This window comes from Desulfoscipio sp. XC116, from assembly GCF_039851975.1.
GTDB lineage: Bacteria > Bacillota > Desulfotomaculia > Desulfotomaculales > Desulfallaceae > Sporotomaculum.
Genome location: NZ_CP156660.1, coordinates 854,947 through 877,353 on the forward strand (window position 1 = coordinate 854,947; position 22,407 = coordinate 877,353).

Here is a 22,407-nt window from a genome sequence, read left to right on the forward strand (position 1 = left end):
TTCCGGGCATCCTGCGTTGTTATTTACCTACATGATATTACTCTTTTTTAGCGTTTTTTTCAACTAATAAGCCCTTGAAGTTGCGATAATCACCTTCAAGGGCTTATTGTGCATTTTCATTTTCTATGGTGTCATAATGAGATATATCATATATTCGTGTAAAATGTCGCACATATGACATAGTTAATGTCGGTGTGCTGACATTAACTATGGTAAATATTTGATAGTTTCATGCTAGTGGTAACATGTGATTTTTTTGTCGAGAAGTAATTTTAAGGCAAAGGGGGGAACGGTGAGATTAAGTAGCTTTTGCTCCCGGTACTTATAGTAGTACATAATATGATGGCTGACAGTTTAGTACCGCGGCACCAGCCTTATGCAGTCTTCTGATGTCTTTTTTATCAGGTTAGGGGGGTAAAATGGGAAATAGTATCCGTTTAAAAATTATAGCACCGGTAACAATAATTATTTCACTGGTATTAATTCTTATAGTATATCAGGATTATAAAAACAAAGTGGAGATGCAGTTAGATCAGGAAAACCAAAAGTATGAACTGGTGGCGCAGCGGGTTTTGGCCGATATGGATAATGTTTTCAACCAGGCCAGGCTGGGCTTGGAAGCGGTGGCCGCCAATCCGGAAATTCAAAAAGCTTTTGCCGAACGAGATCGCGAAAGGCTGCTTGCCTTAACTTTGCCGATATGGGAGATGGCCAGTCAGGAAGGTATAGAACAATTTCAATTCCACCTTGCTCCGGCCATGTCTTTTTTGCGGCTGCATCAGCCGGAAAAATACGATGATGATTTGTCCTCTTTTCGCTTTACGGTAGTAGAGTGCAATGATACCGGTAAGACGGTACAGGGACTGGAAGAAGGCAAGGCCGGCTTTGGCTTCCGGGTGGTAATGCCGGTAATGTACCAAGGTGAACAAGTGGGCAGCGTGGAATATGGCCCCGGGCTGAACGCTACCTTGTTGGAAAAGTGGCAAAAACAAATGGGCGGGGATTATTACATATACGGCAAGGGTAGTTCCGGAGTATCCTGGGAGGGCCAGGAGGGTTTGCTTGTAGCTACCGCCAAAGAAGACCATTATTCAATAAAGGAAGATAATATTAACGCGGTATTGTCCGCTAAAAAGGCTAAAACCTTTTATGTAGATGACGAGCGCAAGGCGGCGCTTGTGGTACCGTTGGAGGATTATAGCGGCAAGCCGGTCGGTTTTATTAAGATAATTAACGACCGTTCCGAAATAATCAGTGAATTAGCTGGTGAATTAAAGTTTGCACAGGTACAGGCTGTTGCTTCGGTGTTGGTAGTACTGCTTTCCACCTTAATAATTACCACTATCATCATTAAGCCTTTAATCAGGCTTAGTACAGTAGTGGGGGCTGTAGCCCGGGGAGATCTGACTCAGCAAGTTGAAACAACCAAGAGCAATGATGAGGTGGGTGTTCTGGCTGGTGCGGTGGCCACTATGGTGCATAATTTAAGAGAAATTATCGCGGATATCAAGGTTTATTCACAGCGGCTGTCTGAATATAGTCATGAATTAGTTTCCTCCAGTGAAGAGGTGAGCGCTTCCATTGAAGAAGTAGCCAACACTACAAGTCAAGTTTCGTCAATATCGGACCGATGTTCGAAGGATTTGGTTGAAGTGTCCACGGAATCCGAACAAATGCGTCAGATAGCTGAAGACGGCAATCAAGCTGTTCAAAAAACCGTGGACAAGATAAATGCTATTGATACCGCATCTCAAAATGTCTATCAAACTGTGCATAAACTTAATGAACAATCCAGCCGGATTGGAGAGATTATCAGCACCATCACCAATATCGCCGATCGGACTAATCTTTTAGCCTTAAATGCAGCTATTGAGGCTGCCCGGGCCGGGGAGCAAGGCCGGGGATTCGCAGTGGTGGCGGAAGATGTGCGTAAACTGGCGGAACAATCAGCCGGTGCCGCCCACGAGATTACGGTATTGATTAAAGATATCCAATTGGGGGTTGGGGAAGCTGTAAAAGCCATTGAACGCGGAAGCGATGAAGTTAGCGGAGGCGTACAATTGGCGGAACAGACCGGTGCCTCTTTAAGCCATATTATCGGGGCTGTGGAAAAGAATACGGATATGCTTAAACAAGCTGTCACCGGTGCCGAACAGGCCAGCGAGGGCACAAAGCAGCTTAGCGGTGCCGGGGATCAGGTCGCCAGGGCTATTCAGCAGGTAGCCGGCGCCGCCCAAAATCTTGCTGATTTGGCGGACGAACTGCAGCAAGGGATAATTAAATTTAAGACTGAAGATTAACACTTAATATTTTTCAAAGTGAAATTTATCAGGGTGTTTAAAATGGCTTAACCCATTATTCTTATATGGGGCAGGCCATTTTTTTTGCTGTTAAAAAGCATTTTCCCCGTTGTGTGACATAAAATATCATAACTGTCATGTTAAAGGAGGGAAAGACTGTGCCTGTTTATTTAATTAAAGACGGCGATACCCCGTCTCGGATAGCCGGCCGGTATAATATACCCGAACGGTGGCTCTATAAAGCTAATGATTACTACGACTTTGACGATTTTCGTCCCGGGCGGCACGTATACATTCCCGACTATGAATACGACTATTATGACTATCCCAGGCAATGGGGCAGGTACAAGTATTATGATGGGATGCGTTACGATATTCGGACTGGTCGCAAGCATTTTCGCCGCGGGGAAAAAGTGCCCATTATATTCAGTTATTGCAACCTTTCCGATGTGCCCAGAAGGTTTCGCTATGACGACGCCCGTTTATTTGACTTTGAATGCCGGCGTGGCGGAAAGGATATCTGGTGCTGGTCCGAAAAGAACAAATACGATCGCGGCAGCCGTAGTATGCTGCTTAAGCCCGGTGAATGCCGTACTCACAGGGGCGAGTGGGATCTGTACGACCGGTGGGGTGATTATGTGCACCACGGTCCGTATATACTAAGGGCCTACGATCGGTCGCGTGAGTTAAGGAAGAACTATGTGGATACGGGGATTGAACTGCTAAAACAACCTGATGATAAACAGAATGTTATCATATCAGACATTGACGGTTGTTCCAAGTCCAATATGCTGGTTAATCCCGGCCTTGATAGGTGGGTCGACAGCTACACCCCGGCAGGGTGGTCGGCCCAAAACGTTAACAGGTCCGCCCTGGAGCGTTCCGGCAGGTATGCGGCGGAGATGGGCACCCGGTCTTTGGACCAGGCACTGCTGGCACAAACAACTGGCGCTGCTTCCGGCCGGTCTTACCGGGTGGGGTTTTGGACTATGGAAAGCGCACGTGCCGGCCGGGATAGCAAATTTGACCTGGAGGTTACGGTGCACCCCCTGGATCAGCAGGGCCGTCAGATTGGCCGGGTGGGTCCGGTTTTTAAACCCGGCCGGCTGTCCGATAGTGCTTATCGGCAGTACCTTTTTACAACCGATGCGCTGCCCGCGGGTACAAAGGGCCTGCAGCTGCGGTTTGTATTCCGGCCCCGGTCCGGTAATGCAAGTAGAGTAAAAATAGATGATGTCGGGTTGGCCTGCATCAGTTAATCGTTCTAACAGTTGTATGCTGTGCAAAAACCGGTTGTTAAATAGCCGGCAACTTCTTGCTTTCCATGATTACTTGTCACCCCATTGGCACGGTGCTTATCCTATTTATAAGCACCGTGCCAATGGGGGATTTTTAACGGTTCTACTTATGCCCTCGGTTATCCTAAGGAGGAAAATTTGAACAAATATTTTTTATATTATGAAGGATAATAATTTATTTTGTAGAATTTGTTCGTATAAAGTATTGTTTAACATATCCTGGGTAAAGAGGGTAAATTCCCCAGCGGGGTATGAAAATTAATTACTCGTTGGTGAGTTATCCTTAATAATCATATAACGGGGGCGTTATTATGAAATTAAACATTAAGGGAAAAATTTTATTTGGTTTCGGAATCGTTATATTGTTGCTGCTCGGTTCTTGTCTATACCTTATTGCCGAAATGAAAAAAATGGATGATAACTATAGTGCGCTGATAAACGAAAAAGCCTATGGTTATGTCTATGCGGAATCAGCCAGGGCGGAGTTTAACATGTCGGCCGTTAACGTTAGGGGTTACATTATAGATGGTAATTCCGATAGTCCGGCTAAAATTCAAGCATCTTTAGATAAGAGCATTAAGCTGCTTGACAAGATTGCCTCCTTAATATCGACTGACGAGGGGGAACGATTAATCAATGACTATAAAGCTAAAGCCGATGCCTACAAGAAGCTAATGCTAGACCAATTGGTTCCTTTGGTAAGCGCCCGCGATTTAGCTCAAGGGGAAGAAGAATGGGCTATGGCCGATAAAAATGTGATGGATTTCTTTGCCGCCAACCAAAAAACAATTGATGGATTAAATACCGCCGCTAATGCTTTAAGTGAATATGAGTCAACCTTGCTTGAAGAAGGCGGCAGTAAAAACACCGATGATGTCAATAAAATAATTATGACCTCAAACATAATAGTAATAATAACGATAATTTTAGGTTTAATTATTGCTTTCCTTATTGCTCGAATGATTGCCAATCCTGTAAGTTTGGTCGATACCGAAGCGGCTAAGATAGCTGCCGGCGACCTTACAGGAGAAGAGATCAAAGTGCGAACAAAGGATGAAGTGGGACATTTAGCCGAGTCTTTTAACAATATGTTGCATAATCTTAAAGATGTTGCCAGGCAGCTTCAGGAAAAGTCGCATTATGTTGCATCGTCTGCGGCTGAATTGTCCGCTAGTGCTGAGAATGTATCAGCGGCAGCTACAGAGACCGCTTCCACCGTTGGCGAAGTCGCCTCTACTGTGGAGCAGGTTGCCGCCAATGCTAAACATATCTCCGATGTTTCCACCCAGGCTGCCGCTCACGCTAAAGAAGGGAATGAAGGCCTGAATAGCGTTGTTGCTCAAATGGACGTTATACAAAAAACGACGGATAGCAGCGGAAAAGTTGTTAGCGGCTTAAGTGAGTCCGCCGGCAAAATTACGCAAATTGTTGAGCTTATTACCAGCATAGCCGACCAGACTAATTTGCTGGCTTTAAATGCGGCCATAGAGTCGGCTCGCGCAGGTGAACACGGTCGGGGTTTTGCGGTGGTGGCCGATGAAGTGAGGAAGTTAGCTGAACAGTCCGCCGGGGCGGCCAAGGAAATCCACTCTCTTATAACCTCTATCCAGTATGAATCCCAAAAGGCTGTTGAAAGTATGCAGCAAAGCGGAGCCCAGGTGGAAACCGGGGCACAGGTGGTGCGGGAAGTGAAAGTAACCATAGAAAGAATTATTGGCGCTGTTCAAAGTATGGCGGATGATATACAGTCAGTGGCAGCGGCAATTGAGCAGATGAATTCAGGAGTGCAAAACGTGGCCGCGGCAACTGAAGAGCAAACAGCCACTATGGAGGAGGTTGCCTCTACTACGCAGAGTCTGGCTGGTCTAGCCGGTGAACTGGATGAGCTATCCAAACGATTTAAGCTGGTTTAAAAATAAAAAACCAATAAATCTGTAAATATGAGGTGGATGTTTATGAGGAGTAGGTTAATAAAAAGAAAAACTTTGGCAATCTTGGTTTTAGCCGTTATCTTGTGTTTTGGCTTTACCTTTGCCGTCCTGGCCGCCACCGTGTCTCCCAAAGATCTGGTGCTGACCGCCATTGACAATATGGATTTTGAACCTGCTCGGAAGCTCCACAACCACTTGTCCGGCAACGCAACTTTAACGATCGACAGGCTCGAAGGCAACAGCCTGGAGGAATTTAGCATCCCCATCGGCACCAGTCTGGGCTGCGATTATAAACTGGACGTACCCGGCAAAAAAGCCGGTGTGGACCTGAATTTAAAATACGATAACAAAGATTACCGGGGGCAGATATACCTGTCCGACGACAAGCTTATCTTTAGCAAAAGTTTTGTTACCGCTTTACAGGAACTGGCGCCCCAAAGCGACATGGGTCTCCCGGACCAATACCCGGAATACCTTTACCAGAGCGTCCCGGAAATTAGCGAAATCTGGCCGTCGTTGCTTAATTACCAAAACAACGAGATGAACCGAATCAACCAAATCAACGCGGAAATCAAGGCGCTGATTAAATTCCTCGTGGAGGCGATACCCGCGGAATACTTTTCCGTCTCCGGCAGCACAGTTACGCTGGAGCTGGACCAAGACGGTCTCATAACCACAGTGAACGCCGTTCTGCAAAAAGTAAAGGACGAAAAAACGCGTTTTGCCGACATCATTGCCAACATTGCCGTCGTATATGACACTGCCGACGCTGCGGATAACCAGGCGCAAATAAAGGCCGAAATAATCGCAGATATTCATGGCGCCGTCAAAAATGGGACTTGGCCCACTGAAGACCAGGTTAAAATGATTGGCAACTTCATTCAGGTAGAACAATTTAAGTGGCAAACCTCGATCATCCCAGGCGGCCAAAAAAGTTTAGATGCGTCCATAGCCCTGAAGCCGGAATCTAGTTTGACCGGCCAAATTGATATCAACTCGGAGTCCGCCGGCAAAGCGGATAACCTGACTGGCACATATGATTTAAAACTTAGTTTTACCGAACCGGACGGTATCTCTTTTAACGGAGCGATTGAAAGCGACATGACGATTAAGGGCGAAAAAACAACCCGGAACACAGACCTTTCCGCTACATCCAAAACTGCCGGGGTGGTGGAATTCGATATGGCGGCATCCTTTAAATTAACACAACAAGTGGACGATGGTACCATCGTCAGCGTGCCGGCCCTGACGGAGTCAAACAGTCTCAATGTCGATAAGCTTCCCAATGCGCCGGAACCCACGCCGGAGCCGCTCAGATAATTTCCGGGCAAGCAAAAAAGAACAGCTGATCCACGCCACGTCCCGGAAACCGCCGCCGGGCTGCGGGCGGTTGCTATCCTCCCTCAGAAACTCGCCGGTCGCTGTTCAAGTATTCGCTTGACTATGCATCTAAGATTGAGGCTGTCTAAAGAGTCAAAGATATCATCGTGCTGCTGCCGGGATAGCTGGAAACAGCAGCCTCTTACAAACGCAAATACATTACCCGGGGCAGCCTGCTGAAAGTAAAGAATGCCGCTGCTTAAAGCGGCTGGTGCGGGAAGTGATGGTGCGCGACCGGCGCTAAATAGAAGGGGAAGCAGCCGAGCCGATTCGCAGCTTCCCCCGGTAAACCATTATGTTATTAGTCCCATACACTCCAACCTAACATTGTTAATAACCACGGCGCTGGTATTAACGGGTGTGCTCGGCGGCGGTGGGCTTGGCGGTGGCACACACGGTGGCGACGGTTCGCACGGCGGTGACGGCGGTATACACGGAGGCGGTATACATGGAGGTGGTAACGGTTTGCACGGCGGTGGACATGGTGGCGGTAGGTGACCTCTAGTGCTGTTCCCTGTCGGATTTATAGGTTCAAAACTAAAGCGGACCAGCGCTTCCCTGGCTTCCTCCGGTACTGTGCCGTTGAAACAAAAATTAGCAGATCTATCGTCTGGTATCTGGCTGGCTGTGTAACTTCTCGATTCGCTGCCAACCACGTTGCCATACTCGTTAAAAAGTATAACTTCCGCTGTAAGAGTATAGGATGCCGTTCCTGACGGTGCTTTTTTGTAGTCGGGTATTTCTTTTGCATCAAAGCACAGGCGAAACCGGCTGGCGGGCGCAACATACGGGTAAGACCGGGTAATGGTTTGGAATAAAACAGCTGCCTCGTCGGGGTCAGCCCCCAGTAGTACGCTGCTGTACCGCATGATGTTGCTGCCTTGCCAAAATATGGGGACGGTGTCGGTGCCCCAGGCTGTGAAGTTACCGTCTCTAAGGAGGTTAACTCCTCCGGGACACCTCTCGTCAAGCTGCGGGCAGACCTGCACAAAAATTTGCCTTTCTTCTACGACCTTAACCTGGAAAATCATTACTCCGGTTTGCTGCAGCCTGGAGCTTCGCCTCAAGTTCCAGCGCATATCGATTTTTTTGTGATGCAGTTGAACAAATACGTCATTCTCGTTTACAACGGGCTGGGCTACATCCAGGGTTACATCCTTGGCAAAGGGTATGTCTTCGCCAACATGCTTTACATGGTCATTCTTATCAACATAATAAATCTGTTTATGCAGCGTGCCACTGACCAATACTTTTTTCACCACGGGCTGACGGTGTTCAGTCCGATGCCAGCCGAATCTTTCCCAGCCTTCCTCTTCTATCACGCTAATCCACTGGTCGCCGTTTTCGTGTATGAAAACCGGTCTGGCATCAAAGTCCTGCAGTCGTGCGTCAATATGGTCAATTTTTTGGGCCACTTCGGGCAAAGTGGCTATGTTGTCAACAATAACTTGCACTTCTTCTTCTGCCAGAACCACAGGGACTTTAATCTTGACGCATAAGACATTGTCAGGCTCGCTGTATAAATATTGAATGGGCATATTTTTACAATCCCCCTTTCCTCTAAATTTGTAAATTTAACCTTTATTCTAAAGGTCACCAGGCCGGAGGTGTTTTTCCCGGACCTGTAATAGAACAGCTCCTTGCTCCAGGGTTTTAGCACTTAACAAAAAATGAGCTTAATCAAATATATGCTTGACAAGTGAAAAAAGTGAGAAAATTGTTCATAGACATTCATGCCGCTATGCGGTTTGGGATTGCTTTGCTTGCGCCCGCAATGACAGTTGCCATTTTACCTAAACGCTTGCGTTATATAAAAGCTTGCAATATAATAAAAAAAACCAAATATTTATTAGCGCTAGGGGTGCCCGGAAAGTCCGGGCTGAGAGGGGCCGCACTGAGAAGAGGCCTAAACCCTTGAACCTGACCTGGATAATACCAGCGGAGGAAAGCGGCAGAAATTGCACTTATCCCTTCCAACCTGGAAGGGATTTTAGTTTAAGGGCAAAGCCGTCTGCCTTCTGTGGTTGGCGGTTTTTTATCGATTGGGCGGGTTAATTAAGTGATCGTGGTTATCAATATAATTTTATAAAATAACTAGTTGGAAAAACAAAGGAGGTTTTTTTAATGGCTGCACTAACCCAGTACACTAGAGCATTGCAAGGTGAAATTACGGAGGAAATGCGTTCAGTTGCCACACAAGAGGGGCGGGGTGCCGAAGAAATACTGCAGGGGATAGCTCAAGGAACCATAGTTATCCCTGTCAATAACCTGCGCCCGAGAGGACAATATTGTGGCATTGGGGCGGGCTTAAAAACCAAGGTTAATGCTAATATAGGCACTTCAAGGAGCTATTCCGATATTAGCGAAGAAAAGCTAAAACTGGCTGTCAGTATAGAATCCGGAGCCGACGCCGTGATGGATTTAAGTACCGGCTCCAACATTGATCGGGTTCGGCAGGAGCTAATCAAGGATTGCCAGATTGCCTTTGGCACGGTACCTATTTACCAGGCAGCGGTGGAGGCCGTAGCCAAAAGAGGTGGCGTGGTGCATATGGAGCCTGCCGAAATACTGGCTGCTATTAAAAAACAAGCCGAAGACGGGGTGGATTTTATGACCGTTCATGCGGGTCTCACCCTGGCCACTCTGGAAAGATTGCAAAAGGACCCTCGCATTACCGACGTGGTTTCCAGGGGCGGCTCCTTCTTGTTGGGCTGGATGCTGCAAAACGAAAAGGAAAATCCCTTTTACGAATATTTTGATGACATTCTAGCTATTGCCGGTCGCTATGATGTCACTTTAAGCCTTGGTGATGCTTTGCGGCCGGGCTGTGTTGCCGATGCTACCGATCGCTCCCAAATCCATGAGTTGATTATCCTGGGTGAATTGGTGGATCGCTGCCGCGATGCCGGGGTGCAGGTTATTGTGGAGGGCCCGGGTCATGTGCCCCTGGATCAGGTGGCAACCAATATCAAGCTGCAAAAAAGGCTTTGTCACAATGCCCCCTTTTACGTTCTAGGCCCGCTGGTCACAGATGTGGCTCCGGGTTACGATCATATTACCGCGGCTATTGGTGGCGCTATAGCGGCCGCCGCGGGAGCCGACTTTCTATGCTATGTCACACCGGCTGAGCATTTGGGCCTGCCGGATGAAGAGGCGGTGCGCCAAGGTATTATGGCGTCGCGCATTGCCGGTCACGCGGCGGACGTTGTTAAGGGCGTGCAGGGCGCCGGTGAATGGGACCTGGCTATGGCCAAGGCTCGCAAAGATCTGAACTGGGCCGAGCAAAAACGGCTGGCTATAGACCCGCGCACATTTGAACAATATACCAAGCATCGGGATGAAACCGGCTGTTCCATGTGCGGCCCGTATTGCTCTATGAAGATTGTCAGCCGGTACCTGGGCCGCAAAACCGGGCCTTGTTAGCCAGCGGTAATTTATAGTCGGATGATGTAATTGCTAAAGAATGTAAGAGGGTGAGTCGGTGCAGAAATAAGCTAGGAGACAGTTTAATATTGGGGCAGCCTTCAAGGATGAAAGATTAATGGTGTAATAATGGTGTAAGAGTCTAAATTGGCGGCCATGTGGTACATTACTATGTACCTATCCAGCTCTTGGCTGGCCATGATTAAATCGTCATTATTTGTGCCTGCGTCGACCAGATCATACATTCTGGCACGCAGGCGTTCTATTTCTGCAATTATTTCCTCCCGGGACATGCGTATCACCTCGGGAATATACAATTCTTGATGAGCAGTGGCATTTCCTGCAAAATAATGCCAAAAACATTGTCGGTTTATATAATAAGTTGCGTTAAGAAATATTAATTGTTTGGGTGGCTTTGAGGTTGGTGGAATCATAATGAAAACAATTATATAATGGTTATAGCAGTTAGAAGTATTAAGCAGGTGGCCAGCGAACATGCAATACCGGTATTATTGGTGGAGAATATAGTGCTGGGGGGAAATTGCAATGAAAATAATCAACAACCAAAATATTATCACCAACAAACAAATAGAGGGCATCATCAAGCTTTTAGGTAAAGATTATAAACCGCGTAGTATTGTGGTTTATGAAACAAGGCTGGATATCATTAAATTCTACCCCCTGTGCTTTAATTTCGCTCTGGATGAGTTTGGTGGTGAGTTGGAAGGAATTTACGACGAATCTAACGATGCGGTGTATATCTTTATTTTTGTGCAGACTGATGACGGGGATGATGTGCATAGCAAACAGTTGTATTCGCTGCATGCTTTGGTGCATGAACTCAGGCATCGGTATCAGGCTGCCACAAGTTTCTTGACCAGTGATGATGAAAGATCGGAAAAGGACGCCGACCAGTTTGCCACCAATTTCATTAACCGTAATTCACGTAAGATCAGTCAAATTATGAACTGGGATGAAGAATGGACCGTTGAAGAGGGAGAATGATCTGGGATGCATGTTTTTGATATTGTTATAAAATACCTGTTGCAAAATACTATTTTAGGTGGTATTATTACAAATGTCGCTGCTACAGCGGCGGTGTAAAAAACCAAGCCAGTGCAATACTGGTAAGGCGATAAATAAATCGCCGGGGCAACCACAAATTGCCTTTGACACAAGCCGATCAAAGTGATACAATACAATTCCGGTCGCCAAACGACGACCGCCCGGTCCTTGAAAACTAAACAGTGCAAAGAGATGGAAACGGACGCCGGACGTGGTTGGTTATTAATAACCGAGCCAAGCGACGGCGGCCAATCAAACCTCGTCAAACGAAGCTAAAAGCCAAAGCCAAACAGCAGCGGTTTTTAGCAAACGAATAAACGAGTAAATCATAAAACGAGCAGATTAAACTCACTTAAAAAGCAAACGGGCACAAGCTGCTATAAAGTCATCCAGCCCAATAAGGCTGGGCAGCCTAAAGCAGACCAAACCCGCTTAGCATAAACTTTTATGGAGAGTTTGATCCTGGCTCAGGACGAACGCTGGCGGCGTGCTTAACACATGCAAGTCGAACGGGGTTTAGCGAGGAGTTTACTTCTTGCTAAACCAAGTGGCGGACGGGTGAGTAACGCGTGGATAACCTGCCCCATAGCCTGGGATAACGCCGGGAAACCGGTGCTAATACCGGATAAGTTCATCTGGTTGCATAACCGGATGAAGAAAGGTGCAAACCGCTACAGGATGGGTCCGCGTCCCATTAGCTTGTTGGTAGGGTAACGGCCTACCAAGGCCGCGATGGGTAGCCGGCCTGAGAGGGCGACCGGCCACACTGGAACTGAGACACGGTCCAGACTCCTACGGGAGGCAGCAGTGGGGAATCTTCCGCAATGGGCGCAAGCCTGACGGAGCAACGCCGCGTGAGTGATGAAGGTTTTCGGATTGTAAAACTCTGTCCAAAGGGAAGAAACAAATGACGGTACCTTTGGAGGAAGCCCCGGCTAACTACGTGCCAGCAGCCGCGGTAAAACGTAGGGGGCGAGCGTTGTCCGGAATTACTGGGCGTAAAGGGCGTGTAGGCGGCTTGCGCAAGTCAGTCGTGAAACCTATCGGCTTAACCGGTAGCTGTCGATTGAAACTGTCGGGCTTGAGTGCAGAAGAGGGGAGTGGAATTCCCAGTGTAGCGGTGAAATGCGTAGATATTGGGAGGAACACCAGTGGCGAAAGCGGCTCCCTGGCCTGTAACTGACGCTGAGGCGCGAAAGCGTGGGTAGCAAACAGGATTAGATACCCTGGTAGTCCACGCCGTAAACGATGGGTGCTAGGTGTTGGGGGTATCGACCCCTCCAGTGCCGCAGTTAACGCAATAAGCACCCCGCCTGGGGAGTACGGCCGCAAGGCTGAAACTCAAAGGAATTGACGGGGGCCCGCACAAGCGGTGGAGTATGTGGTTTAATTCGACGCAACGCGAAGAACCTTACCAGGTCTTGACATCTCCTGCCAGCTGTGGAAACACAGTCTTCTTCTTCGGGAGACAGGAAGACAGGTGGTGCATGGTTGTCGTCAGCTCGTGTCGTGAGATGTTGGGTTAAGTCCCGCAACGAGCGCAACCCCTACCTTTAGTTGCCATCAAGTGAGGTTGGGCACTCTAAAGGGACTGCCGTTGACAAAACGGAGGAAGGTGGGGATGACGTCAAATCATCATGCCCTTTATGATCTGGGCTACACACGTACTACAATGGCCGGTACAGACGGACGCGCAGCCGCGAGGTGAAGCGAACCCGAGAAAGCCGGTCCCAGTTCGGATTGCAGGCTGCAACTCGCCTGCATGAAGTCGGAATCGCTAGTAATCGCAGGTCAGCATACTGCGGTGAATACGTTCCCGGGCCTTGTACACACCGCCCGTCACACCACGAAAGTTGGCAACACCCGAAGCCGGTGAGTTAACCTGTAAAGGGAACAGCCGTCGAAGGTGGGGTCGGTAATTGGGGTGAAGTCGTAACAAGGTAGCCGTATCGGAAGGTGCGGCTGGATCACCTCCTTTCTAAGGAGATTATGTGGTGGTTACTGGTATAGCCATAACCCACCACCTAAATCCTAGGTCGGACATCTCTATAAAACGCACTGTTTGGTTTTGAGGGACTACACAGCGACGCCAGACAAAAGTCAGGCGTCGCAAACAGTCTCCGAATTAAAAAAAACGGATAAGCCGAAGGCATTGGACAACCGCTAAAAAAGGTCAGCCAAGCCCCGAAAGCAAAACTCCGCACGTTCCTTGAAAACTGCACAGCGAAAGCAAGCAAGTATAAGTAAAGCACAGGTAAAAAGCACAAGACGCCGAAGACCAAAAGGTCAAGCTAGAAAGAGCGTACGGTGGATGCCTGGGCGCTAAGGGCCGATGAAGGACGTGGTAAGCTGCGAAAAGCTACGGTGAGCCGCAAGCAGGCATAGACCCGTAGATCTCCGAATGGGGCAACCCGTTACCAGTAACGAGGTAACATCTTATGTTGAACACATAGACATAAGAAGGGCACCCGGTGAACTGAAACATCTAAGTAACCGGAGGAGAAGAAATCAACCGAGAACCCCCAAGTAGCGGCGAGCGAACCGGGGCCAGCCTAAACCTATTTCGCGTGCGGAATAGGGGTTGCGGGACTCTCACAACGGACTGACAACCTTAGCCGAACCCGCCAGGAACGGCGGGCCACAGAAGGTAACAGCCCTGTAGGCGAAAAGGCAAGTCAATTCAGAGAGCATCCCAAGTACCGCGGGACACGAGAAACCCCGTGGGAATCAGGGAGGACCACCTTCCAAGGCTAACTACCCTTAGCGACCGATAGTGCACAAGTACCGTGAGGGAAAGGTGAAAAGCACCCCGGGAGGGGAGTGAAACAGAACCTGAAACCGTACGCTTACAACCAGTCAAAGCACAATTAACGTGTAATGGCGTACTTTTTGTAGAACGGACCGGCGAGTTACCTTTAGCGTGCCAGGTTAAGGCTGATCAAGGCCGTAAACCGCAGCGAAAGCAAGTCTAAAAAGGGCGTCATAGTACGCTGAAGTAGACCCGAAACCGGGTGATCTACCCATGTCCAGAGTGAAGCGGGAGTAACATCTCGTGAAGGCTCGAACCAACCGTCGTTGAAAAGGCGGTGGATGAGGTGTGGGTAGGGGTGAAATGCCAATCGAACCCGGAGATAGCTGGTTCTCCCCGAAATAGCTTTAGGGCTAGCCTTGTACAAAATAGCCGGAGGTAGAGCACTGAATGGGCTAGGGGCCTTCACCGGTTACCGAACTCAATCAAACTTCGAATGCCGGACTATTAAAGTACAGGAGTCAGACTGCGGGTGCTAAGATTCGTAGTCGAGAGGGAAACAGCCCAGACCGCCAGTTAAGGTCCCTAAATCGTGCTAAGTGGCAAAGGATGTGAGGTTGCCCGGACAACCAGGATGTTGGCTCAGAAGCAGCCACCATTTAAAGAGTGCGTAATAGCTCACTGGTCAAGTGACCTTGCGCCGAAAATGTAACGGGGCTCAAGCACGGTACCGAAACTGCGGAATTCAGCAATGAATTGGTAGGGGAGCGTTCCCATTGGATAGAAGCTATACCGTAAGGAGTAGTGGACTGATGGGAAGTGAGAATGCCGGTATAAGTAAGCGCAAAGGCAGGTGAGAATCCTGCCCGCCGAAAACCTAAGGATTCCTGGGGAAGGCTCGTCCGCCCAGGGTAAGTCGGGCCCTAAGCCGAGGCTGAAAAGCGTAGGCGATGGACAATCGGTGGAGAATCCGATACCACCTTAAAGCCGTTATAAGGATGGGGTGACACAGCAGGGCAAGCCAAGCGCGCGGATGGAAAAGCGCGTCCAAGCTCGTAGGGCGAACCGCAGGCAAAACCGCGGTTCAAGAAGCCTGAGAAGTGACGGGGAGCGAAAACAAGTAGCGAAGTGGCTGCACCCAAACTGTCAAGAAAAACCTCTAACGAGGCTCTAAGGTGCCCGTACCGCAAACCGACACAGGTAGGTGGGGTGAGAATCCTAAGGCGCGCGAGAAAACCCTCGTTAAGGAACTCGGCAAAATGACCCCGTAACTTCGGGAGAAGGGGTACTCCATTAGTGTAAAGACATTAACTGTCAGAGCATGAAGGAGTCGCAGAGAAAAGGCCCAAGCGACTGTTTACCAAAAACACAGGTTCCTGCTAAATCGCAAGATGACGTATAGGAGCTGACGCCTGCCCGGTGCTGGAAGGTTAAGGGGAGAGGTTAGCGCAAGCGAAGCTTTAAACCGAAGCCCCAGTAAACGGCGGCCGTAACTATAACGGTCCTAAGGTAGCGAAATTCCTTGTCGGGTAAGTTCCGACCCGCACGAAAGGCGTAACGATTTGGGCGCTGTCTCAACGAGGGACTCGGCGAACTTGTAATGCCGGTAAAGATGCCGGCTACCTGCGACAGGACAGAAAGACCCCGTGGAGCTTTACTGCAGCTTGACATTGGATTTTGGTATTGCATGTACAGGATAGGTGGGAGGCTGAGAAGTTAGGGCGCCAGTCTTAACGGAGCCACCGTTGGGATACCACCCTTGTGATATTGAAATTCTAACACCGGAGCCTGAATCGGCTCCATGGACAGTGTCAGGTGGGCAGTTTGACTGGGGCGGTCGCCTCCCAAAAAGTAACGGAGGCGCCCAAAGGTTCCCTCAGCGCGGTTGGAAATCGCGCGGATAGAGTGTAAAGGCAAAAGGGAGCTTGACAGCGAGACCAACAAGTCGAGCTGGGACGAAAGTCGGGCTTAGTGATCCGGCGGCATTCGCGTGGAAGAGCCGTCGCTCAACGGATAAAAGCTACCCCGGGGATAACAGGCTTATCTCCCCCAAGAGTCCACATCGACGGGGAGGTTTGGCACCTCGATGTCGGCTCATCGCATCCTGGGGCTGTAGTAGGTCCCAAGGGTTGGGCTGTTCGCCCATTAAAGCGGTACGTGAGCTGGGTTCAGAACGTCGTGAGACAGTTCGGTCCCTATCCGTCGCAGGCGCAGGAAACTTGCGAGGAGCTGTCCCTAGTACGAGAGGACCGGGATGGACGGATCACTGGCGTACCAGTTATCGCGCCAGCGGTAGCGCTGGGTACCCAAATCCGGCCGGGATAAGCGCTGAAGGCATCTAAGCGCGAAGCCCCCCTCTAGATAAGGTTTCCCATCCAGTTAATGGAGTAAGACCCCTGGCAGACTACCAGGTAGATAGGCCGGGCGTGCAAGCACAGCAATGTGTGCAGCGGACCGGTACTAATAGGTCGAGGACTTGACCTTAAATTCGGTGCTCTGATTTTGTTACGGAAGTTGGCGGTTGGTTGCCGTTAGGCGATAAACCAACCATACTGCTGCCGGATACAAGATAGTTTACTTGTTGAAATAAAACTTGCTTAGCTGTGCATTTTTGAGGGAACTGCTTGACAAATACCTAAGCAATATGTTTAGATAATATACGTGACATAGTTTAATGAGGTTTCCTAAAAGTTTATAAAGTTTTCCGGTGACCATACTGAAGAGGATACACCCGTTCCCATCCCGAACACGGAAGTTAAGCTCTTCGAGGCCGATGGTACTTGGGCATCTGCCCTGGGAGAGTAGGTCGTCGCCGGAATTAATTTTAAAAATAACCCCTTGGCAAAAACCAAGGGGTTATTTTAGCGCGCCACTTGTGTTACGCCCCAAAGGGAATAAAATTTTTTGTAGAGCAAAACTTTATCTCAATGGGCATATTGACATGAAAGGCTGCAATATTAACCCCTTATCCTTATGGTCACTGTAGTTCAGCTTTATCAATACCGGGTAATTTCCGTCCACGGTTTTTATAATTGCCCGGTAGACTTCATAACCAGGGGTAATGATTGAGATGCTTTAGCGGTTTCTATGAACAGGCAAACTGAAAGAGAGGCGGATAATGCTCAAGGCTATATTCGGCGGGCAGAACCGTAAATATGTTATTTTTTCAATAACTGCACTAGCATTATTAATGTCATCCGCTAATTCCACCATCGTAGCTACTGCACTGCCGACTATCCAGCATAGCTTGAAAGCGGATCTCAGTTGGACGGCCTGGATAATTACCGCATATCAGCTAATGACTCTGATCATGTTGCCTGTAATGGGACGCATTAGTGACCAGTGGGGAAGAAAGCGTGTACTGATAGTCTGTGTAGCCATTTTTACCACCAGTTCTTTTCTTTGTGCACTTTCAACCAATATTTATATGTTAATACTGTTTCGTTTTCTGCAGGCACTTGGAGGCAGCGGCTTTATGCCTACCTCAATGGGAATCGTAGGCGACTATTTTAAGGAAAACCGTGCCCGTGCTATTGGTCTGTTTACTACTATATTTCCCCTGGGGGGCATCATTGGTCCTGCTTTTGGAGGATTGATTTTAGACTTTGCACCCTGGCAGGCTATCTTTTTAATTAATATCCCGGCAGGATTAATGGTGCTGGCCATGACTTACTTGCTTTTGGAGCCTGATACCAGGGTGAATCGCACCCGGTTGGATATAACAGGGATTAGCTTTCTCGCAGCTACCATGTTATGTCTGATGTTTTTTTTAACCCGTATTAGTGAAAATCCCTTGTCAGCTTATTCGTGGCTGACGTGGGCTATACTGTTAGCGGGCGCACTTTTGCTTTGGGCCTTTCTGCGCTGGGAGAATATGTCCGCATCACCGGTGCTGGAGTTAACTTTACTAAAAAACCGCACCTTTATTATCATTAATGGACTTAATCTATTGTATGGCGCCTGCGTATTCGGTCTAATGGCTTTTATACCATATTATGGCCGTGTTGCCTACGGCCTTTCCAATCTGGCCAGCGGCGGGATGTTAACAGCTCGCGCGTTGGGCATGATGGTCATGTCTGTGTTAACCAGTATGCTGTTGAATCGTCTAGGCTATAGGATTCCTATGGCGGTGGGCTTTTTAGTCTTAGCTGTAAGCGTTTTGGCCTTAAGTTTTTCCCAGCACCCGGTTATACTGGGTCTGGCAATCCCTGATTTTTGGTGGTTGGCTCTTGTGATTTTTATTTCCGGGATGGGAGTTGGTATGGCCAGTCCATCTTCCAATAATGCGGCTATTGAATTAATGCCTGATAAAATTGCAGAGATATCAGGTCTGCGTGGAATGTTCCGCCAAGCCGGAGGGGTAATCGGTACCTCGCTGATTGTGCTGGTACTTTCCCGGTTTCAGGATAAAGCGGAGGGCTTTCATGTTATCTTCGGAGCTATGTTCATAATCCTAATTGCGGCTGCTCCCTTGATAAGAGAGGTGCCGAATGGGCGCAGGAAAGCCGCTTAAAAGTCAACAGTCAGCTATTTGGGGGCTGACAGGGGGGGCGGAGTTGCCAATTATCAGCAGCCCGTCCCCCTGTCGGTTCTATGATTCTACTTGTTCAGACAGCAATGTCAAACCGGACCTATACAGCTTCTTTTCCAACATTTACATTCGTAAACTGGCTTTGGTAAAGATCCGCGTAGAAGCCGCCCTGTGCCAGGAGCTCATAGTGGCTGCCTGTTTCAATAACCTCGCCGTTATTCATTACCAGGATCAAATCAGCATCCCGGATGGTGGATAGCCGGTGGGCAATCACAAAACTCGTCCGTCCCTTCATCAGTGTTGTCATAGCCTTTTGGATCAAGAGTTCGGTTCTGGTGTCGACGCTGCTGGTCGCTTCGTCCAGGATCAGAATGGCCGGATCGGCAAGAATTGCTCTGGCAATGGTTAGCAGCTGCTTTTGCCCCTGCGAAATATTGGAGGCTTCTTCATTGAGAATGGTATTATAACCATCGGGCAGGGTTCGGATAAAGTGGTCCGCGTGCGCCGCTTTGGCAGCCAGCACAATTTCTTCTTCGGTAGCTCCCGCCCGGCCATAGGCGATATTATCTTTGATAGTGCCGTTAAAAAGCCAGGTATCCTGCAGCACCATGCCGAACAAAGTACGCAAATCACCGCGTTTTAGATCTCTGATATCGACACCGTCCACAGTGATTCTCCCGTCAAGCACCTCGTAAAAGCGCATCAAAAGGTTAACGAGGGTGGTTTTGCCGGCTCCGGTCGGACCTACGATAGCGATGGTCTGGCCCGGTTGAACATCAATATTCATATCTTCCATCAGAGTGACATCTTCTTTATAGCCGAACCGGACATTCCGGAATTTCACTTCGCCTTTCGGGAAATCGACTTTCCTGGCATCTTCCCGGTCCGGAATTTGCTCGGCCTCGTCCAGCAGTTCAAACACCCGCTCGGCGGAAGCCACCGTGGACTGGACAATATTAGCGATATTGGCCATCTGGATGATGGGATGGGTAAACTGCCTGCAGTATTGGATAAAAGCCTGTATATCACCGATTTCAATCGACTTTTTCATGACCAGAATACTTCCCACAACGCAAACCAAAACATAGCCGATATTGCTGATAAAGTTCATTAGCGGAAAGATGATGCCGGAAACAAATTGGGCTTTCCAGCCCGCATGATAAAGTCTTTCGTTAATCTCATCGAATCTGGCGATGGATTCGTTCTCCTGCCCGAAAGCTTTTACAATCTGGTGGCCGGTGTACATCTCTTCAACATGTCCGTTGAGTATACCCAGTTCCTTCTGTTGGGCCGCAAAGTATTTCTGAGAACGCTTGGCGATCATTGCCGTTACGGCAAATGAAAGCGGCAGAGTTACAAGCGCAATTAAAGTCATTAGCGGACTGATAGTCAGCATCATAATTAAAATGCCGACAATTGTCACGATCGAGCTGATTAACTGGGTTAAACTTTGCTGCAAAGTAGAACTTATGTTGTCCACATCGTTGGTAACACGGCTTAATATTTCACCGTGAGTGCGTGAATCAAAAAAATTGAGCGGAAGACGGGCCAGTTTATCATGGACATCATTGCGTATATCAAAGACCGTCTTTTGGGCTACCCCGGCCATGATATATTGCTGCAGATAATTAAAGAAGGCGCTGAAAATATATAATCCGATTAAAAGCCAAAGTATCTGTATAATGTACTCAAAGTCAACTCTGGCCCCGGGCACATGGTGATATTTCATCATGACGCCTTCAAACAGCTTGGTAGTGGCTTTGCCCAGTATTTTCGGGCTCATAATACTGAAAACTGTGCCGAGAATAGCCATGACAAACACGGTTAACAGCCTGACTCTGCGGGGTTTTAAGTAGCCGAGCAGCCTTTTCATGGTTCCTTTAAAATCCCTGGCATTTTGTACCGGCATACCCATTTGTCCCCGCATCGGGCCTCGGCCGAAGCCTCCTCCGGGGCCTCCGGCCGTTGGTCCCTGCCCCCTGCGCTCTGTTGTCCTCATGCTATCTCCTCCCCGGAAAGCTGTGAAAATACAATCTCACGGTATACTTCACAGGTATTCAAGAGTTCCCTGTGAGTACCAATACCGGCAATTTGACCGTTTTCCATAACGATGATCCGGTCGGCGCTCATTACCGTGCTGACTCTCTGGGCCACAATCAGTACGGTTGCGCTGGCTGTTTCCTTTCTGAGCGCTGCGCGCAGCCCGGCATCTGTTTTATAGTCCAGGGCCGATAGGGCATCGTCAAACACATAGATTTCAGGTTTTCTTACTAAAGCTCTGGCGATGGAAAGACGCTGCTTCTGTCCACCCGAAACATTAGTGCCCCCCTGTGCGATTATTGCATCAAAACCATCCTTCATGCCGGTGATAAATTCAGTGGCCTGGGCGGTTTCAGCGGCATGCCTGATTTCTTCATCCGCGGCATCTTCTTTGCCATATCGGATGTTATCAGCAATGGTGCCAGTGAAAAGCACAGCCTTTTGTGGCACCAACCCTATTTTAGCTCTCAGGTTTTCCTGGGACATTTTTCGCACATCAACGCCGTCGATTAAAATGCTGCCCGTGTCAATATCGTAGAAACGCGGGATCAGGTTAATTAAAGTTGATTTTCCCGAACCGGTGCCGCCTATGATGGCCGTGACCTCGCCGGGGCCGGCTGTGAAAGAAATATTGCTGATCGCGGGCTGCTCGGCGTTGGGATAGCTAAAGGTAACGTTTTTAAACTCTATAAAACCCCTCTGACCGGAAACATGCTTCGTTTTTTCAGCGTCCTTGATTTCAGGCACCATATCAAGCACTTCGTTAATTCTCACAGCAGAAGCTTCCGCTCGGGGAAGCATGATAAACATAAAGGAAATCATAATAAGTGAAAACATAATTTGCATGGCATATTGCAAAAAGGCCATCATATCACCTACCTGTATGTCGCCGTGGTCAACCCGGATACCGCCGAACCATACAATGGCAATGGTGGAAAGGTTCATCACCAGCATCATTACAGGCATTAAGGCGGCCATAAGCTTATTGACCTTAATGGCTGTACCGGTCAGGTCGCTGTTGGTCGCGAGAAAACGTTCCCGCTCATGGTCGAGGCGGTTAAAAGCGCGGACGACTCTGATGCCGGTAAGACCTTCGCGCAGAACCCGGTTTAATCTGTCGAGATTAACCTGCATGGCCTTAAATAGCGGCACGCCCTTACGGAAAATGAGCAGGATCGTACCGGCCAGGAACGGCAGCACTACGGCGAAGACCAGCGATAACACGGCATCTTTGGAAACCGCCATAATAATGCCGCCGATACTCATCATAGGCGCGCCGACCATCATGCGCATCATAACAACCAATACTTGCTGTATCTGGGTAATATCGTTGGTGGTCCTGGTAATCAGAGAGGCGGTGCCCAACTGATCAAACTCGTGGAGCGAATAGCTCTCCACCCGCGAAAAAACTATGCCGCGCAGATTTCTGCCCAGTCCTGCGGCTATTTTGGAAGATAAAAAGCTTGCTGTAATCAGGCATAAAGCACTACCGGCAGCGAAAAACAGCATTAAAGCACCGGTTCTGATAATGTACCGGTTATCACCGGTGACGATACCAATATCCACAATATCGGACATCAGAGTCGGCAGATACAGGTCGGCAAGGGATTGAAAAAGCACAAGCACCAAAACACTGGCCACAGACCAGGCGAATGGCTTTAAGAACCTTAATAGCTTAATCATTGCTAGT

General features: G+C 48.7%; 11 protein-coding genes, 3 rRNA genes and 1 riboswitch. Of the genes, 10 read left to right on the top strand and 4 right to left on the bottom strand.

Annotation, left to right across the window (positions count from 1 at the left end; genetic code table 11):
- Positions 1-419 precede the first annotated feature (419 nt).
- The 4 genes from ABDB91_RS03940 to ABDB91_RS03955 all read left to right on the top strand — a co-directional run bounded on the left by ABDB91_RS03940 (position 420) and on the right by ABDB91_RS03955 (position 6,849).
- Positions 420-2,300 (top strand): methyl-accepting chemotaxis protein, encoded by a 1,881-nt coding sequence (locus ABDB91_RS03940; protein WP_347490336.1) that lies wholly within the window; start codon positions 420-422, stop codon positions 2,298-2,300.
- Between the two features lie 158 nt (positions 2,301-2,458).
- Positions 2,459-3,559, top strand: coding sequence for a BsuPI-related putative proteinase inhibitor (locus tag ABDB91_RS03945; RefSeq protein ID WP_347490337.1), 1,101 nt, complete (start codon positions 2,459-2,461; stop codon positions 3,557-3,559).
- 350 nt (positions 3,560-3,909) lie between these two features.
- Positions 3,910-5,511, top strand: coding sequence for a methyl-accepting chemotaxis protein (locus ABDB91_RS03950; RefSeq protein WP_347490338.1), 1,602 nt, complete (start codon positions 3,910-3,912; stop codon positions 5,509-5,511).
- Positions 5,512-5,553: 42 nt separating this feature from the next.
- Positions 5,554-6,849 carry a hypothetical protein gene (locus ABDB91_RS03955; RefSeq protein ID WP_347490339.1) on the top strand — a complete coding sequence of 432 codons (1,296 nt, stop codon included), beginning with the start codon at positions 5,554-5,556 and terminating at the stop codon, positions 6,847-6,849.
- Between the two features lie 353 nt (positions 6,850-7,202).
- Here ABDB91_RS03955 and ABDB91_RS03960 read toward each other — a convergent pair whose 3' ends face one another.
- A complete protein-coding gene (locus ABDB91_RS03960; protein WP_347490340.1) occupies positions 7,203-8,447 on the bottom strand; it encodes a hypothetical protein in 1,245 nt (414 codons plus the stop codon).
- Between the two features lie 309 nt (positions 8,448-8,756).
- Positions 8,757-8,873, top strand: a riboswitch (TPP riboswitch).
- Positions 8,874-9,033: 160 nt separating this feature from the next.
- On the opposite strand from ABDB91_RS03960, the gene thiC reads away from it, so the two are divergent.
- Positions 9,034-10,332 carry a phosphomethylpyrimidine synthase ThiC gene (thiC, locus tag ABDB91_RS03965; protein WP_347490341.1) on the top strand — a complete coding sequence of 433 codons (1,299 nt, stop codon included), beginning with the start codon at positions 9,034-9,036 and terminating at the stop codon, positions 10,330-10,332.
- A 101-nt stretch (positions 10,333-10,433) separates the two neighbouring features.
- Here thiC and ABDB91_RS03970 read toward each other — a convergent pair whose 3' ends face one another.
- Complete coding sequence (locus ABDB91_RS03970; RefSeq protein WP_347490342.1) at positions 10,434-10,625, bottom strand: aspartyl-phosphate phosphatase Spo0E family protein; 192 nt, start codon at positions 10,623-10,625, stop codon at positions 10,434-10,436.
- A 253-nt stretch (positions 10,626-10,878) separates the two neighbouring features.
- Here ABDB91_RS03970 and ABDB91_RS03975 point away from each other — a divergent pair, with 253 nt between their 5' ends.
- From ABDB91_RS03975 to ABDB91_RS03995, 5 genes are all read left to right on the top strand, one after another.
- The gene (locus tag ABDB91_RS03975; protein WP_347490343.1) at positions 10,879-11,337 is read left to right on the top strand and encodes a hypothetical protein; all 459 of its coding nucleotides are present in this window, start codon (positions 10,879-10,881) and stop codon (positions 11,335-11,337) included.
- A 504-nt stretch (positions 11,338-11,841) separates the two neighbouring features.
- Positions 11,842-13,375 (top strand): 16S ribosomal RNA (locus ABDB91_RS03980).
- Between the two features lie 306 nt (positions 13,376-13,681).
- A 23S ribosomal RNA gene (locus ABDB91_RS03985) occupies positions 13,682-16,630 on the top strand.
- A gap of 219 nt (positions 16,631-16,849) precedes the next feature.
- A 5S ribosomal RNA gene (rrf, locus tag ABDB91_RS03990) occupies positions 16,850-16,964 on the top strand.
- The 16S, 23S and 5S rRNA genes sit together here, the layout of an rRNA operon.
- Positions 16,965-17,264: 300 nt before the next feature.
- Entirely contained in the window at positions 17,265-18,659 is a 1,395-nt protein-coding gene (locus ABDB91_RS03995; RefSeq protein WP_347490344.1) for an MFS transporter, read from the top strand.
- 118 nt (positions 18,660-18,777) lie between these two features.
- Here ABDB91_RS03995 and ABDB91_RS04000 read toward each other — a convergent pair whose 3' ends face one another.
- Together ABDB91_RS04000 and ABDB91_RS04005 are read right to left on the bottom strand one after the other, a co-directional pair.
- Positions 18,778-20,676 (bottom strand): ABC transporter ATP-binding protein, encoded by a 1,899-nt coding sequence (locus ABDB91_RS04000; RefSeq protein ID WP_347490345.1) that lies wholly within the window; start codon positions 20,674-20,676, stop codon positions 18,778-18,780.
- On the bottom strand, positions 20,673-22,400 hold the full coding sequence (locus ABDB91_RS04005; RefSeq protein ID WP_347490346.1) for an ABC transporter ATP-binding protein: 1,728 nt from the start codon (positions 22,398-22,400) through the stop codon (positions 20,673-20,675). The genes ABDB91_RS04000 and ABDB91_RS04005 overlap by 4 nt, the downstream gene beginning before the upstream one ends.
- Positions 22,401-22,407 lie beyond the last annotated feature (7 nt).

Coding starts and splice junctions, on each gene's coding strand:
- ABDB91_RS03950 (WP_347490338.1), top strand. CDS start 3,910: ATGAAATTAAACATTAAGGGAAAAATTTTATTTGGTTTCGGAATCGTT.
- ABDB91_RS03960 (WP_347490340.1), bottom strand. CDS start 8,447: ATGCCCATTCAATATTTATACAGCGAGCCTGACAATGTCTTATGCGTC.
- ABDB91_RS03995 (WP_347490344.1), top strand. CDS start 17,265: ATGCTCAAGGCTATATTCGGCGGGCAGAACCGTAAATATGTTATTTTT.
- ABDB91_RS04005 (WP_347490346.1), bottom strand. CDS start 22,400: ATGATTAAGCTATTAAGGTTCTTAAAGCCATTCGCCTGGTCTGTGGCC.
- ABDB91_RS04000 (WP_347490345.1), bottom strand. CDS start 20,676: ATGAGGACAACAGAGCGCAGGGGGCAGGGACCAACGGCCGGAGGCCCC.
- ABDB91_RS03975 (WP_347490343.1), top strand. CDS start 10,879: ATGAAAATAATCAACAACCAAAATATTATCACCAACAAACAAATAGAG.
- ABDB91_RS03940 (WP_347490336.1), top strand. CDS start 420: ATGGGAAATAGTATCCGTTTAAAAATTATAGCACCGGTAACAATAATT.
- ABDB91_RS03955 (WP_347490339.1), top strand. CDS start 5,554: ATGAGGAGTAGGTTAATAAAAAGAAAAACTTTGGCAATCTTGGTTTTA.
- thiC (WP_347490341.1), top strand. CDS start 9,034: ATGGCTGCACTAACCCAGTACACTAGAGCATTGCAAGGTGAAATTACG.
- ABDB91_RS03970 (WP_347490342.1), bottom strand. CDS start 10,625: ATGTCCCGGGAGGAAATAATTGCAGAAATAGAACGCCTGCGTGCCAGA.